The following is a 14,888-nucleotide window of genomic DNA, read 5'->3' as shown; positions in this document are numbered from 1 at the left end:
CCTAGTGCTCCAGCTCATCCCGCCAGGAGTGGCGTGGTGTAAAGCCGACCAGACGGCGCGCTTTTTCATTAGTGTAGAAAGTCTCAAATTCGCCCATTTCGCGCTTGATCGGTACGCCAGCGTAGAAGCGTTCGATGATTTCTGGATTGGTCAGGCCCACCGAGAGATCGTCATTGGCGACGTTGAATATCTGGTAGCCCAGGCCATCCGTTTTCAGGCAGCAATCGACCATCTGGCCCAGGTCGCGGGCGTCGATGTAGGCGAAGATATTGCGGCGGCGCAGGGCGGGATCATTCATGTAGGCTGGGAAATCCTGACGGTATTCGTGGGGCTCGATAACGTTGTTGATGCGGAGGCCGTAGATGTCGATGCCCGAGCGCGCCTGGAAAGAGCGCGCCGTTACCTCGTTTACCACCTTGCTCATGGCGTAGCTATCTTGAGGCACGGTGGGGTGCTCTTCATCGATGGGGAGATAGTCCGGTTTCTTCTCACCATCGGCAAAGCAAACGCCGTAAGTGGTCTCGCTGGAGGCGAAGATGACCTTGGGAATGCCCAGTTTGGTGGCAGCATCGAGAATATTGTAGGTACTTAGCGTATTGATGCGATAAGTCTCGTTGTCCGGTCGATGGAGGATGGCGGGTATGGCCGCAAAGTGGACAATCGCATCGTAACGCGGCACGCCAGTGCCTGGCTCCAGTTCGTCGAAATCGGCGTAAGCCCGGCAGGCATTGAATACCTGGCCTGCATCGGTCAGGTCGGTCTTTAGGGTGGTAATGCCGGGTACGTCGGACGCCACCCAATCCAGGTTGGTGACTTGGTGACCTTGGTCGCGAAGATAAGCCGTCGCATGACGGCCAGCCTTGCCACTGCCGCCGGTGAATAAAAGTCGCATATGGAACCCCGCCAATTAGTAGAGTGAGCACCCACCTTAGCAAAGAAAAATCCTTACCTCCGAAAATGATTTTATGTTCTACACTAAAAATGATTCGGAATCTTATTGATCCAATCGATCAACGTCTGACCCTAACAACAGAGCATCTACAAAACCGGGAGGTCGTTATGATCCATCATGTTTGGGGGCTCCTCCATCATCCTGAAAGAGAGTGGCATTCGATCCGGGGCGAGCATGAATCTATCAGTCATCTGTATGCCCACCATGTCCTTTTACTCGCTGCTATTCCTGTCGTCTGTGCGCTGATAGGCACTACCCAGGTCGGTTGGACCTATGGTGGCCCTGAAACCTATCAAGTCTCTCTTGCCAATGGTATTGCATTAGGCGTGGCTTTTTATGCGTTGATCCTAATGGCTGTGGCCGTTGTGGGCAGTATGATCCATTGGTTGGCCCGTCGTATAGATAACCGCCCCAGCCGCCGTGATTGCCTTATTTTCGCGGGTTACATTGCGACACCGATGTTCCTGTGTGGCGTTTTTGCACTCTACCCGGCTTTTTGGTTCTGTATGCTGGGTATGGTGATTGGACTGCTCTACAGCGCCTATCTACTCTATAAGGGAACACCCAGCTTTTTAGGCATCAGTCATCAGCGTGGGTTTATTCTGTCAACAACGACGCTGGGTGTTGGTGTTTTGGTGCTAGAGGCACTACTCGTTGTGATTGTACTGCTGTGGAGTATGGGCACGGATCACAGCGTGGTTTGGCATCTCTTTCGATGAAGGGTCGCCCTGGCGCACTTGGTACAGGCGATAACTAAATTGCGCTACGAAACCGCATGATCTGTTTGCCATCGATGGGGTCATCGATCACGTGGGCATGCACCCCAAAGGTCTGCTGTAGTCTGTTGGCGGTGAGTACGTCGTGAGGGTGGCCGCTGTCGATCAAACGGCCGCCATCCATCACGCCAATACGGTCACACTCCATGGCTTGATTAAGATCATGCAGCGAGATCACCACCGTGATCGGTAGTTGCCTGACCAATTCAAGAATCGACAGCTGATGGCGAATATCCAGATGGTTGGTGGGTTCATCCAATAGCAGGATTTTAGGCTTCTGGGCCAGTGCACGGGCAATATGCACCCGCTGGCGCTCGCCGCCTGAGAGCGTGTGCCAAAGCCGATCCGCCATATGCACCATATCGACATCTACCAGCGCCTGAGCCACGACGGCATCATCTTCAGTTGACCAGGGGCGCAACGCGGTAAGAAAGGGCGTCCGGCCCAGCGCCACTACGTCACGCACGCTAATTCTATCGGTTGTGTCGGCCTGTTGCTCGACTAGCGCAATAGATTGAGCAATCGCTCGCTGCTTTAGCGTGTGTAGGGGCTGGCTACCCATTCGCACACGTCCTGCTTTAGGTTTGTTCAAGCCTGCCAGCAGGCGAAGTAGCGAGGTTTTGCCCGAGCCGTTCGGCCCCACCAAGCCAAAGGTTTGGCCGGGTTCGACGGTAAGGTTAACGTCAATAAGCAGGGGCGTGCCATGCACCGCCCAGGCGAGTTGCTCAGCTGATAACTGCATTAAGACCTCTTGCCGCGCACGAGAATTAGCGCAAAGGCAGGCGCGCCGATCAGCGACGTAATCACCCCGATAGGGAGTACCTGGCCGGGCACCAGCACCCGGGAAAGAATATCCGAGCCGATTAAAAATACCGCACCCGCCAAGGCGGTGGCCGGTACCAGCCGGGTATGACGGCTACCGACGATAAAGCGCATGGCATGGGGGATCACCAAGCCTACAAAGCCAATCGCCCCCACAATAGACACCATCACCGCCGTGACCAGCGCCATGGCGATAATCAGCATGCCGCGCACCGGGCGCACTGCGATGCCCATGGAGGCGGCGCTGTCGGCACCGAAAGTAAATGCATCCAGGGAGCGCCGGTGCCATAGGCAAACCAGTAGCCCAAACAGCGCGGCAGGCACGGCCAAGGTGACATCGGCCCAGCGCACTCCTGAAAGATTGCCCATCAGCCAGAACATGATGCCCCGGGCCTGCTCGGCGCTCGCTGACTTGGTAATGATAAACGCGGTCAGCGCATTGAACAGCTGCGAGCCTGCAATACCTGCCAGAATAATTGCCCCCGCGGCCTGAACACCGCGCCCACCACCCACACCGCTGTTGGCCGCATGGGCGAGCATGACCACGATGCCGAAGGCGAGCAGGGCGCCCACAAAGGCACCCAAAGAGAGCGAAAGCGCGCCTGCACCCAGCCCGGCGACGGCCACCGCGACTGCCCCCGTAGAGGCCCCGGCGGAAATGCCCATCAAGTAAGGATCGGCCAGGGGGTTACGCAGTAGCGCCTGCAGCACGATCCCTGCCAGTGCCAGGCTGGTGCCACAACAGGCGGCGACCACGGCGCGGCTGAGACGATAGTTCCAAATAATGCCCGCGTCGATGCGATCAACCGCGTAATCCGCGCCCAGTAGCTGATTGGCGAGTACCTTGAGAATGGTATCAACCGGAATTGGCGTCTCGCCGATGGCGGTACCCGCGATCAGTGCTGCCACGAGCACCAGCGGTGTTATCCATAGCCAGCGCAACCCGAAGCCTGCGGAGGAAGCTCTCGTTAGCGCTATGCTCATTCGTTAAACGACATATTAGATAGTGCCTCGGCAAGTGTCTCAAGGCCGTAAATAGTGCGCATAGTGGCGCTCATGGCGTGGGCGTCCATCTCGACGATACGGTTATTTTTAACCGCGCTCATCTCCCGGGTGACCGGGTCGCTGCGTAAAAACTCCCATTTTGCTTCAATGTCGTCGGCAGGAAAACGGCGGCGATCCATGTTGGCGATAACAAGCACATCGGGATCGGCTCTGGCGATGCTCTCCCAGCCCACCGTGGGCCACTCTTCGTCAGACTCGATGACATTACGAATGACGAGTTTTTCCATCATATACCCCGGTGCCCCCAGTTGCCCCGCCACGAAAGGGCTAACCCCCAGATCTGTCGATGAAAACCAGAATGCCGCCGACAAGTCTTCCGGTAAATCAAGGCTGCTCGCCAAGTCGATGGCGCGCTGTTCGCGGGCGGCAAGGTCGGTTATCAGCGCCTCGCCAGCGTCTTGAACATCGTAGATCTCGGCTAACTCGGTGATCCCTTTATAGATGGAGTCAGTCGAGAAGGCGGCGGTGCGGGTGCCATCGCCGCCGGTCGAGTTATCCTTGGTGTCGCAATCGGCGGGCATAATATAGGTATTAATACCCAGCTCATGAAACTGCTCACGGGTGGCGACACTGCCGGTGGGGCCCACGTGCCACTCATACTGCACTGCCACCAGATCAGGCCGTTTATTGACTACGGCCTCGAAGCTCGGGTCGTCGTTGGCGATCCGCTCGATTGCTTCATTGGCATCAGCAAACTGGGGAAGAACCGGATTAAACCACACTGAGGTGCCATTCACTCGATCAGCGAGCCCCAGCGAATAGAGAACCTCCGTGGCCGATTGACCTACTGTCACCGTTCGCTCCGGGGCTGACGCCACGCTGATCTCTACGCCGCAGTTAGTTAAAGTAACAGGGTAGTGGGTTGCATCAGCCATCGCGTAAGAGGCGGGTAGCAGCGATGTAGCAGTTAGCAGGTAACGAACGATCTTCATGTTTGGCTTCCAGTAAACGTGTGGTGCTAGAGAGCTGGTGGTCTTGGGGCGTGCTAATTAATACCAATATGAAATGTTATAACATAATAAATAGGCTTGATGTCAAAGATTAGTCGTATCTTACCTTATGGTTATCTGGGCTGTCTCATAGGGTTGGCCTGGGTACCAAACTGGCTTCGCCGCCATGCCTTCCTCTATACTGACCCCTTTCTTCCGCTCACTTCTTTATGAATGGTTTTATCATTATTAACCTATTTACCATGAAACAAACTCACGTCCAGCGGACATCTAGCCGGTTAATAAAGGTTAGCCAGTTGACGAGTTGGCTGTGTACGGGAGGCATCAGTGAGTGAGTTTCCCTTTGCGGCGGTGGTCGGCCAGGAAGCGCTGAAAACCGCGCTACTCCTTAACGCCATTAACCCGCGTATCGGCGGGGTGCTGATCAGCGGGCCAAGAGGCAGCGCCAAGTCGACCTTAGCCCGTGCTCTAGCCGCCATTTTGCCTAGCGATAGCGAAGGGCAGCGTGCTCCTTTTGTCACGCTGCCGCTGGGCGCCAGCGAAGACAGACTGGTCGGCAGCCTGGACTTGCAGAAGGTACTGGCCGAGGGTGAAGCTACCTTTCATTCTGGGCTGCTGGCTAAAGCCCACGGCGGGGTGCTGTATGTCGATGAAGTCAATCTGCTGCCGGATACCCTGGTTGATTTGCTGCTGGACGTGGCCGCCAGTGGCACCAATATCGTTGAGCGCGATGGCATTAGCCACTCCCATCCGGCGCGCTTTAGTCTGATTGGCACCATGAATCCAGATGAAGGCGAACTGCGACCGCAATTGCTCGACCGTTTCGGTCTCTGCCTTGAGCAGGCGGGAGCAGTAAGCATCGACGAGCGTATTGCCATCGTGCAGCAGCGGGAAGCCTTCGACCGCGACTCGGCTGGCACGCTGCAACACTTTGAGGCTGCCCAGGCCGCCCTGACCGAGCGTATTAGCCAAGCGCAGCGCTTACTCAAAGAAGTCAACAGCGACCCCTGGGTTTATCGAACGATTGCACAACGCTGCGAAGCCGCCGGTGTAGAAGGCCTGCGGGCAGACGTTACTTGGCACCGCGCTGCCCAGGCCCATGCTGCCTGGCGTGGCGTGGCTAGCGTGGAGCAGCAAGATATCGATACCGTTGAACCCTGGGTGCTGGCTCATCGGCGTACCCAACCGCCTGAGCAGAGCCCGCCATCATCTCCACCTAATGGAACACCTTCGAAAGACGAGAGCGGTTCGTCGTCGGGCAATAACGCATCGACCGCTGGTTCATCCCAACAGAGCGCTGAACAGGGCCAGTGGGGCGCAATGCCTCCCATGGCCCAGGAAGCGATTAGCCAGTCAGCGGTAAACTTGCCCGATAGCGAAGACCTTTTTCAGCGGACTAAGCGTACTGATACCGCCGCTAGCGCGGGCAAAGGTGGTGCGTTGGGCCAGGGGCGATCTCAAGTGACGACTTCCCGGCTGGATGGGTTTGCGACCGTTATCGCCAATCGCGGCCAGTGGCCTTGGCAGCAGCTAAAGATGCGCAAGACCCGCTCTGGGCAGGCGACAGCACACCTGGTACTTCTGGATACGTCGGGTTCCACCCTGGGTCAGCGCCTGCTGGGCCAGGCAAAGGGGCTGGTCGAGTCGCTAGTCAGCCAAGCCTACGCCGCGCGGGAGCAGGTCGCGGTGTTGGGGTTTGGCAATGGCGGTGTCGTGCCGATACTCTCCCGCCGCCGGGCGCCGAAAAACGCGCGAGGCACGCTTGAGGCGGCCAAAGGCGGTGGCGGCACCCCGCTGCGGGAAGCGATTATTGAAGCCAAGCGGCTGATCCGCCAGTGGCAGCGCCGCGAGCCCGGCCTGAAGGTGCGCACCTATCTGATCACCGATGGCCGCACCCGGGAAGCCGTTGACGATCTCGCTCCGCTGGAGGAGTGCCTGCTGATCGATACCGAACAGTCCAAAGTCAAACGCGGGCAGGGCGCACGGATCGCCCAGCAGTTGGGCGCGCGTTACTGGCCAGCCTCGTTTGGCAAACCCTCTATGGCAGTCTCTGCACATCAACCTGGGAACCTCTCATGAGCGACGCAAGCCATTTAGATCGCATGCAGCGTAAAAAAGACGTGGTCGACGAGCGCATCAGCAAGGCGACCGAAGAGCGCGGCGTGCTGATTCTGCTCAAAGGCAACGGCAAAGGTAAAAGCAGTTCGGCCTTCGGCACCATGGCGCGCTCACTGGGGCACGGCCAGCAGTGCGCGGTGATCCAGTTCATCAAAGGCCGCCGCGAAACTGGCGAGTACCTGTTCTTTCGCGATCATCCCAAGCTTGACTGGCACATCATGGGCCATGGCTTTACCTGGGAAACCCAGAACCGCGAGCGGGACATCGAAGCCGCCCAGGCCGCCTGGGAAGTCGCCAAAGGGCTGCTGGAGAACCCCGCCTATCATATGATCGTGCTGGACGAGATGAGCTATATGTTCAAGTACGGCTATCTCGACCCCGAACCGGTGGTGGAAGCGTTGAAGCGCCGACCGGCGCACCAGAACGTCATCATCACTGGACGCACCATGGCCACGCCGCTGCAGGAAATTGCCGATACCATCAGCGTTGTTCAGGACGAGCGCCACGCCTTTCGTGGCGGCGTTAAAGCCCAGGCGGGGATCGAATATTGATGACGACGCCAACCGTTAGCTGCCCCGCGCTGTTTATCGCCGCCCCGGCTTCCGGCCAGGGTAAAACCACCGTCACGGCGGGCCTGGCGCGCCTGCTGCGTAACCAGGGCAAGGTAGTGCGGGTGTTCAAGACCGGCCCGGACTACCTGGATCCGCAGATATTGGCCCAGGCCTCCGGCCAGCCGGTGGATCAGTTGGATCTATGGATGGCAGGCGAGGCCTACTGCCGCCAGCGGTTTTATGACGCCGCCTGCGAAGTGGACTTGATCCTGGTGGAAGGCGCCATGGGGCTGTTCGACGGCGAGCCCTCCAGCGCCGATCTGGCGGCCTTGTTTAATATTCCCATGGCGATCGTCATGGACGTAAAAGGCATGGCCCAGACCGCCGCCGCGCTGGTCTCGGGATTGGTCGGCTTTCGCGACGACATCCATATCGCCGGGCTTATCGCCAATGCCTGCGGCTCCCCGCGCCATCGTGAGCTGATCGAAGGGGCGCTGCCGCCATCGATTCCTTTGCTGGCTGCCGTACCGCGCGATCCCGCTTTGTCGCTCCCCGAGCGCCACTTGGGGCTGGTGCAGGCGGCAGAAATTCGCGAGGATCTGGAAGCACGCTTTGAAGCGGCGGCCAAAGCGTTGGAAGCGGCTGGGTTGCTTGAATCACTTGCAGCGCTTTCGCCGGTAACCTTTACCGCACCACAAGAACAGCTTGCGGCCGTTAAGCCGTTGCTCGAAGGCCACACCATTGGCGTGGCCCGCGACGCCGCCTTCAGCTTTGTCTATCAGGCCAACCTTGACCTGCTGGAGCAGATGGGCGCCACGCTGCGCTTCTTTTCGCCGCTGACGGATAGCCACCTGCCCGAATGCGACGCCCTCTGGCTGCCCGGCGGCTACCCGGAGCTTCACGCTCAAACGCTGGCGGATAACGACGCCATGCGTTCGGCCATTGAGGCTTTCTACCGCGCCGACAAGCCCATTCTGGCCGAGTGTGGCGGCCTGCTGTACTGCCTGGAAAGCCTGACCGACTACGACGATATCACCCACACCATGCTGGGCCTGCTGCCTGGGCAGGGGGCCATGCGCGGGCGTCGCGGCTGTCAGGGGATGCAAACCGCCGAGCTGCCGGAAGGTCCGGTTCGCGGCCATGCGCACCACCGCTCCATGGCGGAAGGCACCCCCGAGCCGATTGGTCACGGGCGACGCCAGCGGCACCCCGCACCGGGGGAAGCGATCTACCGTCAAAAGCGCCTGACGGCGACCTATTTACATCTGTTTTTTCCTAATAATCCTGACGCTGTGGCAAGGCTTTTTTCTGTCAGCCCGGCGTACTGCGAACCGCAACACAGCGAGGCATTTACCCATGCAGCCCAATAACGTAAAGCTGAATAAGATTCCTGCCACGGTCGTGACCGGTTTTCTCGGCAGCGGCAAAACCACGCTGCTGGCCAATATTCTGCGCCAAGTCACCGGCAAGCGGATCGCCGTGATTGTTAATGAGTTCGGCGAGCAGGATATCGACTCCAGCCTGCTGCGCAGCTGTGCGCTGGGGTGTGAAGAGGGTAGCGAAGGCGGGCAGCTAGACGGAGAAGACGGCAGCATCTATGAACTGGCCAACGGCTGTATCTGCTGCACCGTGGAAGAAGAGTTTCTGCCGGTCATGAAAAAGCTGGTCGCCCGCCGCGACGATATCGACCACATCCTGATCGAAACCAGCGGCCTGGCGCTGCCCAAGCCGCTGGTGCAGGCGTTCAACTGGCCCGACGTGCGCCAGCACTGCACCGTGGATGCGATTATTACAGTGATCGACGGCCCTGCGGTGGCCGCCGGCCGCTATGCCAGCGACGTGGATAAGGTGGCCGCCCAGCGCCTCGCCGACGAGAGCCTGGATCACGACCCCAGCCTGCGCGAGCTGCTCGATGACCAGCTCAGCGCGGCGGATCTGGTGTTGGTCAGCAAAGCCGACCTGCTTAGCCCGGAAGAGCGCGCAAAGGTGGAAACAGTGATTCAGGCGCGGGTGACGGCCTCGGTGAAAACGCTGTTTATCGATCAGACCCTGACCACCGACACCACCCAGCTGGAAGCGCTGATGGGCATTGGCGCGGCAAGCGAAAAAAACATCGATAGCATCACCAATCACCACGACAAACACCACGCCGAAGGCGCTCATCACGACCACGCCCACGATAACTTTGATTCCTGCGTGATTACCCTGGGCGAAGTTGATGGCGACATCCTGGCCGACAAGCTCCAGCAGCTGTTGAAAAGCCACGAGATCTACCGCGCCAAAGGCTTTGCGGCCATTCCCGACAAGCCTATGCGCCGGGTCATCCAGGCGGTGGGCGAGCGCCTGGAAGGCTACTTCGACCGGCTATGGGCTCAGGACGAAATCCGCCAAACCCAATTAGTGATTATTGGCAAACACCTGGATAGCGCAGCGCTGCGTGACGCGCTGGCTGAAGCAGAGGTTCAAACGTCTTCTCAAACGGCTAGCTAATGCACTTATTCGCCGCTAAGCCGGGGGGCTTTGTCGATGATGAAGGCATCATCGATCTGCAACAGAGCCCCGCCGAGGTCGTGATACTCTCCGCCGCCGATAGCAATCTGTCGGCGCTGGCCCAGGCGGTTGACCGTCTGGGCGAGGCGTACCCCTCGGTGCGGCTGGCCAACTGGATGAACCTGGTAAAACCGGCCGCCTACGATCTCTACGAAGATCGGGTGCTGGAAGGTGCCCGGTTGGTCATCGTCTCGCTGCTGGGCGGCAAGGCCTACTGGCAGTATGGCCACGAACGCCTGCTGTCCTGGGCGGCGGCCAAACCCGAGCGCCATCTGATCCTGGTACCGGGCTGCGATGCCCCGGATGATGCGCTGCTGGAAGACTCCACCATCGCCTTCGATGACGCTTACCGCGTGTGGCGCTACCTGCGAGAGGGCGGCGCCGATAACGCCGAGCAGTTGCTGCGCTTTGTCGCCAATGAGTATATGGCCAGCGAGTGTATAGATAGGCCGCTGGGCGACTGGCAGGAGCCCAAGGTCATTCCACCCGCGGTGATTTATGCGCCGCAAGAGCAACAGGCGTCCAGCCTCAGCGAGTGGCGCGATCGCCAGGTGCCCGGGAGGCCGGTGTGTCTGCTGCTGTTTTATCGCAGTCATTTGCAGGGGGCGAATACCGCCGTACCCGACGGCTTGCTGGCGGCGCTTAAAGACCAGGGACTTGAGCCGTTAGCGGTCGCCGTGGCGTCCCTGAAAGAAGGGCCGTGCATTGATTTTATCAATCACTTGATTGAGCAGACCGGCGCGATGCTGGTGATCAACACCACCAGCTTTGCGGTCAACCGCAACGCCGACGGGCTGAATGCCCAGGGGGAAGAACTTCCTGACAACCTGTTTGTAGGCCGACCCGTGGTGCTCCAGGCGATTCTTGCCAGCAGCACCTCGGAAGACTGGCAGGGCATGGCCGCCGGGCTGCATAGCCGCGATGTGGCCATGCAGGTGGTGCTCCCCGAGATGGATGGCCGCATCATCACCCGGGCGGTGGGCTTTAAAGCCGAAGCCCACTACAACCCGCGCTGCCAGCTGGCGGTGACCCACCACGTGATCCACCCGGAGCGGGCCGCCTTTGTGGCCGAGCTGGCGCGGCGCATTTGTTCGCTGCGGCTGACCCCCAACGGGCAGAAGCGGGTCGCGCTGATCATGGCCAACTACCCCAATCGCGACGGCCGGATCGGTAACGGCGTCGGGCTGGATACCCCCGCGTCGACGCTGAAAATTCTCAGCGCTCTGAAAGAGGCGGGTTACCCGCTCAGCGAACTGCCGGAAAATGGCGATGAGTTGATCCGCCAGCTTCAGGGGGCGGTGACCAACGATCACGGCAGCCTCGACCAGCGCGCCTGCTGGCAGAGCATCAGCGTTGACGACTACCTGGCCTGGTTTCAAACCCTGCCTGGTGAGCTTCAGGAAACCGTATGGACGCGCTGGGGCGCGCCTCATGAAGACCCCAAGTGCCGCCAGGAGCGGTTGATGATCGCGGGTATTCGTCTGGGTCAGACCTTCGTGGGTATCCAGCCTGCAAGGGATTTTATCGACGATCTCACCCAGTCCTATCACGATATGGAGCTGGCGCCGCCTCACAGCTACCTAGCGTTTTATTTTTGGCTGCGTGAGCACTACCAGGTCGATGCAGTTATCCACGTGGGTAAGCACGGTAATTTGGAGTGGCTGCCGGGTAAGAGCATCGCCTTGAGCGCGGAATGCTGGCCGGATATTGCCCTGGGGCCGCTGCCGCACTTTTATCCGTTTATCGTCAACGACCCCGGCGAGGGCGCCCAGGCCAAGCGCCGCAGCCATGCGGTGATTATCGACCACCTGATGCCGCCCCTGGCGCGGGCCGAACTCTACGGCCCCATGGCCGAGCTGGAAGCACTCACCGACGAGTATTACCAAGCGCTGGATATGGATCCCCGCCGGGAAGCGCTGATTCGCAGCCAGATCCTCGCCCACCTGCTTGATACCGGTATCGACCAGGAACTGGCGCATGTAGTAGACGGTTTTGACAACAGTGCTGATGACGCGGAGATTCTCAACGAGCTGGATACCTTTCTTTGCGATATCAAAGAGTCTCAGATCCGTCACGGCCTGCACATACTCGGCACGTTGCCGCCGGAAGAGAAGCGGGCGGGCACCTTGGTGGCGCTGTTGCGACTACCCCGTGGCGAAACGGTGGCAAGCCGCGGCCTGCTGCACAACCTGGCCAGCGATTTAGGATTGGATTTTGATCCGTTAGCCGCGGGCAACGAGTCCTGGCAGGGGCCCGAACCGGCTATTTTAAGCCAGCAGCTCGATACCCCCTGGCGCACGGGGGCGGATGCCCGCGAGCGGCTGGAGCTTCTAGCCGAGCGCTGGGTGGCCGACTACGTCTTGGCAGACGGCTGCCTGGATGACCTGGTCCAGGATTACCCCGCTACGGCAGCGCAACTGCGCTACGCCCGTGAGCAGCTATGGGTCACCATGCAGCGCGGCGTGAAGATGGAGATTCAGTCGCTGCTCGACGGCCTTGAGGGCATCTTCGTGCCCGCCGGGCCCAGCGGCGCCCCCAGCCGGGGGCGGCTGGATACGCTACCCACCGGGCGTAACTTTTTCAGCGTCGATAATCGCTCGATTCCATCGCCTGCCGCCTGGGCGCTGGGCGAAAAATCCGCCCAGGCGTTTGTCGAGCGCTACCTGCAGGATCACGGCGACTACCCGCGCCGGTTGGGGCTATCCATCTGGGGCACCGCCACCATGCGCACTGGCGGCGATGACATCTCCCAGGCCTTCGCGCTGATGGGCGTGCGGCCCATCTGGTCGCTAGGCTCCCAGCGGGTGAGCGACTTTGAAGTCATTCCCTCGATGCTGCTCAATCGCCCCAGGGTAGACGTCACGCTGCGGGTGTCCGGGTTTTTCCGTGACGCCTTCCCCAACGTGATTCGCCTGTTTGACGCTGCTGTGCAGGCGGTGGCGAGCTATGAAGAGCCGGGCAACAGCAACACCATCCGCGAGGCGGTGCTTTCCCGCCAGCAAGCACTGGAAGACCAGGGGCTAAGCCCGGAGATGGCCGCTCAAGAGGCGAGCTACCGCATCTTTGGCAGCAAGCCCGGCGAATACGGTGCGGGCCTCAACCGGCTGATTGAAAACCGCTCTTGGGACAGCGCCGACGATTTAGCCGAGGCCTACATGGAGACAGGCGCCTACGCCTACGGCCAGTTCAAGGGCTCCGGCACTGCCGCCCGTAATGCGTTTGAACAGCAGCTCCAGGGGCTGGATGCGGTGATGCAAAACCAGGATAACCGCGAGCACGATATACTCGATTCCAACAGCTACTACGCCTTTCAGGGCGGCATGGCCAACGCCACCCGCTCGCTAAGCGGCAAGGCGCCGGAGATTTACCACGCCGACCACGCCAACCCCGCGATGCCCAAGATTCGCACCCTGAAAGAAGAATTGGCGAAGGTGATTCGCTCGCGGGTGCTGAACCCCAAATGGATCAACGCCATGCGCGAGCACGGCTACAAAGGCGCCTTTGAGATGGCCGCCACGGTGGATTACCTGTTTGCCTACGACGCCACCACCGATCTGATTGCCGACTACCAGTACGCCCAGGTGAGCGATGCCCTGGTATTCGATGCCGCCAATCAACAGTTCCTGCGCGAGCACAACCCGGCCGCCCTGGAAGAGATGGCCGAGCGCTTACTCGAAGCGGCCCAGCGGGGCATGTGGCAAGCCCCCGGCGAGCATGGCGAGGCGCTTCAGGATCTGCTGCTGGAAATGGACGAAGCCAAAGAGACCCATGGTCATGTCGCCCAGCCCGCGCATTAAAGGCTGGTGCCCCGGCGCCTGGCGACCCATGGCCACTGGCGATGGCCTGCTAGTGCGCGTGCGCCCGCCGCTGGGCCAGCTATCGCGGGAACAGGTATTGGCACTGTGCGAAGCCGCCGAAACCTACGGCAGCGGTTTGATCGAGCTGACCAGCCGGGCCAATCTGCAACTGCGTGGGGTGACCGATGAAAGCTGGTCGCCGCTGATGGGGTTTCTGGTCGAGCATCAGTTGGTGAGCGACGACCCGGAAGCAGAACGCCAGCCGCAGCTTATGCTGGCGCCCGCCTGGCAAAAGGGCGATGACACCCATACCATTGCCCGCTTGTTGCAGGCGCGGGGTAGCGAATTAGCCGCCATGCCCGGCAAGGTCGGTATCGCCATTGACGCGGGAAAAGCGCCGGTGCTTGGCGACAGCGCCGCTGATTTTCGAATCGAGCGCTCAACGGAAGGCGGCCTGATGGTGCGCCCCGATGGCTACGCGCAAGGCACGGAGGTGAACAATACCGAGGCCGCCGTCGAGCAACTGATACGCCTGACCCACTGGTTCGTAGATACCGGCGGCTGGGAGTCAGGCCGCATGCGGCGGCATACAGCACCGCTGCCCGATTGGGCGCCCGCTGATACCGCCCCTGCACCTCCCGGCGAGAAGCTGGCGCTGGGCGAACATAGCGAAGGCATTGTGATTGGGCTTCCCTTTGGCCGGGTGGCGGCTGATACGCTGCGCGAGGCGGTCTTTCCGGCAAGTGGCTCGCAAGCAAGTATCAGTGCTGTGCAGGTCACCCCCTGGCGGCGCCTGTTGTTGCAGGATTGCGATACACTACCCGCGATTGATGGCTTGATCCGTCATAATAGCGACCCGCGGCTAGCGATGGACGCCTGCCCCGGTGCGCCCTATTGCGAACAGGCGAGTGTCGCCACCCAGCCGCTTGCCGAGAAGCTAAGCGGCTTGTTGGAAACAAGCGTACATATATCCGGCTGTGCCAAAGGCTGCGCCCGTCGCACCCCAGCCGATGTATGCTTGGTCGGGCAAGCAGGTCGATTTAATGTTGTTGTTAACGGCGCTGCCGATAGCACGCCGATTAAGACAGGCCTCACCGAGAGTGAGGTGGTTGGTTTTTTGAGAAAGCTCAGCGAAAACAGTTAGGTTGTTCCTCGGTAGCTGAGTGTCAGGGCAGGTTGTAGCGAGGGTCTTTTTCCACGGATGGAAAAAGTAGCGCCCAAGGATGGGTTCACAGCGCCCTCGCGTAAACCTGCCCTGGCACGGGTGTCTTGCAGACCAGCAGCGAATTAGTTTATTTGGAGAGTTT

The 14,888-nt window shown here is 60.0% G+C and carries 11 protein-coding genes; 7 read left to right on the top strand and 4 right to left on the bottom strand.

All coding sequences use genetic code 11. The features are described 5' to 3' along the window. Position 1 precedes the first annotated feature (1 nt). Entirely contained in the window at positions 2 to 892 is an 891-nt protein-coding gene (locus U738_RS10575; protein WP_035580038.1) for an NAD-dependent epimerase/dehydratase family protein, read from the bottom strand. Positions 893 to 1,059: 167 nt separating this feature from the next. Between U738_RS10575 and U738_RS10570 the strand changes: the two genes are divergently transcribed. Beyond that, complete coding sequence (locus U738_RS10570) at positions 1,060 to 1,671, top strand: Yip1 family protein (RefSeq protein ID WP_172821668.1); 612 nt, start codon at positions 1,060 to 1,062, stop codon at positions 1,669 to 1,671. A gap of 34 nt (positions 1,672 to 1,705) precedes the next feature. Here the strand turns inward: U738_RS10570 and U738_RS10565 are convergent, their stop codons facing one another. Genes U738_RS10565 through U738_RS10555 form a run of 3 tightly spaced genes read right to left on the bottom strand, consistent with a single transcriptional unit; the run spans position 1,706 to position 4,547 of the window. Beyond that, positions 1,706 to 2,470, bottom strand: a complete 765-nt coding sequence (locus U738_RS10565) for an ABC transporter ATP-binding protein (RefSeq protein WP_035580035.1) — start codon at positions 2,468 to 2,470, stop codon at positions 1,706 to 1,708. Next, complete coding sequence (locus U738_RS10560) at positions 2,470 to 3,534, bottom strand: FecCD family ABC transporter permease (RefSeq protein ID WP_035580031.1); 1,065 nt, start codon at positions 3,532 to 3,534, stop codon at positions 2,470 to 2,472. The genes U738_RS10565 and U738_RS10560 overlap by 1 nt, the downstream gene beginning before the upstream one ends. Beyond that, positions 3,531 to 4,547: an ABC transporter substrate-binding protein gene (locus U738_RS10555; RefSeq protein WP_035580029.1), complete on the bottom strand. Its 1,017-nt coding sequence runs from the start codon at positions 4,545 to 4,547 to the stop codon at positions 3,531 to 3,533. The genes U738_RS10560 and U738_RS10555 overlap by 4 nt, the downstream gene beginning before the upstream one ends. Before the next feature lie 345 nt (positions 4,548 to 4,892). On the opposite strand from U738_RS10555, the gene U738_RS10550 reads away from it, so the two are divergent. Genes U738_RS10550 through U738_RS10525 form a run of 6 tightly spaced genes read left to right on the top strand, consistent with a single transcriptional unit; the run spans position 4,893 to position 14,725 of the window. Continuing rightward, entirely contained in the window at positions 4,893 to 6,644 is a 1,752-nt protein-coding gene (locus U738_RS10550; protein WP_035580026.1) for an ATP-binding protein, read from the top strand. Beyond that, positions 6,641 to 7,234: a cob(I)yrinic acid a,c-diamide adenosyltransferase gene (gene cobO, locus U738_RS10545; RefSeq protein WP_035580023.1), complete on the top strand. Its 594-nt coding sequence runs from the start codon at positions 6,641 to 6,643 to the stop codon at positions 7,232 to 7,234. The genes U738_RS10550 and cobO overlap by 4 nt, the downstream gene beginning before the upstream one ends. Continuing rightward, positions 7,234 to 8,604, top strand: a complete 1,371-nt coding sequence (locus tag U738_RS10540) for a cobyrinate a,c-diamide synthase (protein WP_035580021.1) — start codon at positions 7,234 to 7,236, stop codon at positions 8,602 to 8,604. Before cobO ends, U738_RS10540 begins: the two co-directional genes overlap by 1 nt. Further along, positions 8,591 to 9,724 (top strand): cobalamin biosynthesis protein CobW, encoded by a 1,134-nt coding sequence (gene cobW / locus U738_RS10535; RefSeq protein WP_035580018.1) that lies wholly within the window; start codon positions 8,591 to 8,593, stop codon positions 9,722 to 9,724. The genes U738_RS10540 and cobW overlap by 14 nt, the downstream gene beginning before the upstream one ends. Then, positions 9,724 to 13,581 (top strand): cobaltochelatase subunit CobN, encoded by a 3,858-nt coding sequence (gene cobN / locus U738_RS10530; RefSeq protein WP_035580016.1) that lies wholly within the window; start codon positions 9,724 to 9,726, stop codon positions 13,579 to 13,581. Before cobW ends, cobN begins: the two co-directional genes overlap by 1 nt. Beyond that, positions 13,559 to 14,725 carry a cobalamin biosynthesis protein CobG gene (locus tag U738_RS10525; RefSeq protein ID WP_035580013.1) on the top strand — a complete coding sequence of 389 codons (1,167 nt, stop codon included), beginning with the start codon at positions 13,559 to 13,561 and terminating at the stop codon, positions 14,723 to 14,725. The genes cobN and U738_RS10525 overlap by 23 nt, the downstream gene beginning before the upstream one ends. The last annotated feature ends 163 nt before the right edge of the window (positions 14,726 to 14,888 follow it).

The sequence above is a fragment of the Halomonas sp. TG39a genome, from assembly GCF_000744395.1.
Classification (GTDB): domain Bacteria; phylum Pseudomonadota; class Gammaproteobacteria; order Pseudomonadales; family Halomonadaceae; genus Vreelandella; species Vreelandella ventosae_B.
This window is presented reverse-complemented; position numbering and strand designations above follow the sequence as displayed.

What these genes read in the sequence shown, in the direction of transcription:
- cobW (WP_035580018.1), top strand. Translation starts at nt 8,591, where the DNA reads ATGCAGCCCAATAACGTAAAGCTGAATAAGATTCCTGCCACGGTCGTG.
- U738_RS10560 (WP_035580031.1), bottom strand. Translation starts at nt 3,534, where the DNA reads ATGAGCATAGCGCTAACGAGAGCTTCCTCCGCAGGCTTCGGGTTGCGC.
- U738_RS10540 (WP_035580021.1), top strand. Translation starts at nt 7,234, where the DNA reads ATGACGACGCCAACCGTTAGCTGCCCCGCGCTGTTTATCGCCGCCCCG.
- cobO (WP_035580023.1), top strand. Translation starts at nt 6,641, where the DNA reads ATGAGCGACGCAAGCCATTTAGATCGCATGCAGCGTAAAAAAGACGTG.
- U738_RS10570 (WP_172821668.1), top strand. Translation starts at nt 1,060, where the DNA reads ATGATCCATCATGTTTGGGGGCTCCTCCATCATCCTGAAAGAGAGTGG.
- U738_RS10525 (WP_035580013.1), top strand. Translation starts at nt 13,559, where the DNA reads ATGTCGCCCAGCCCGCGCATTAAAGGCTGGTGCCCCGGCGCCTGGCGA.
- U738_RS10555 (WP_035580029.1), bottom strand. Translation starts at nt 4,547, where the DNA reads ATGAAGATCGTTCGTTACCTGCTAACTGCTACATCGCTGCTACCCGCC.
- cobN (WP_035580016.1), top strand. Translation starts at nt 9,724, where the DNA reads ATGCACTTATTCGCCGCTAAGCCGGGGGGCTTTGTCGATGATGAAGGC.
- U738_RS10565 (WP_035580035.1), bottom strand. Translation starts at nt 2,470, where the DNA reads ATGCAGTTATCAGCTGAGCAACTCGCCTGGGCGGTGCATGGCACGCCC.
- U738_RS10575 (WP_035580038.1), bottom strand. Translation starts at nt 892, where the DNA reads ATGCGACTTTTATTCACCGGCGGCAGTGGCAAGGCTGGCCGTCATGCG.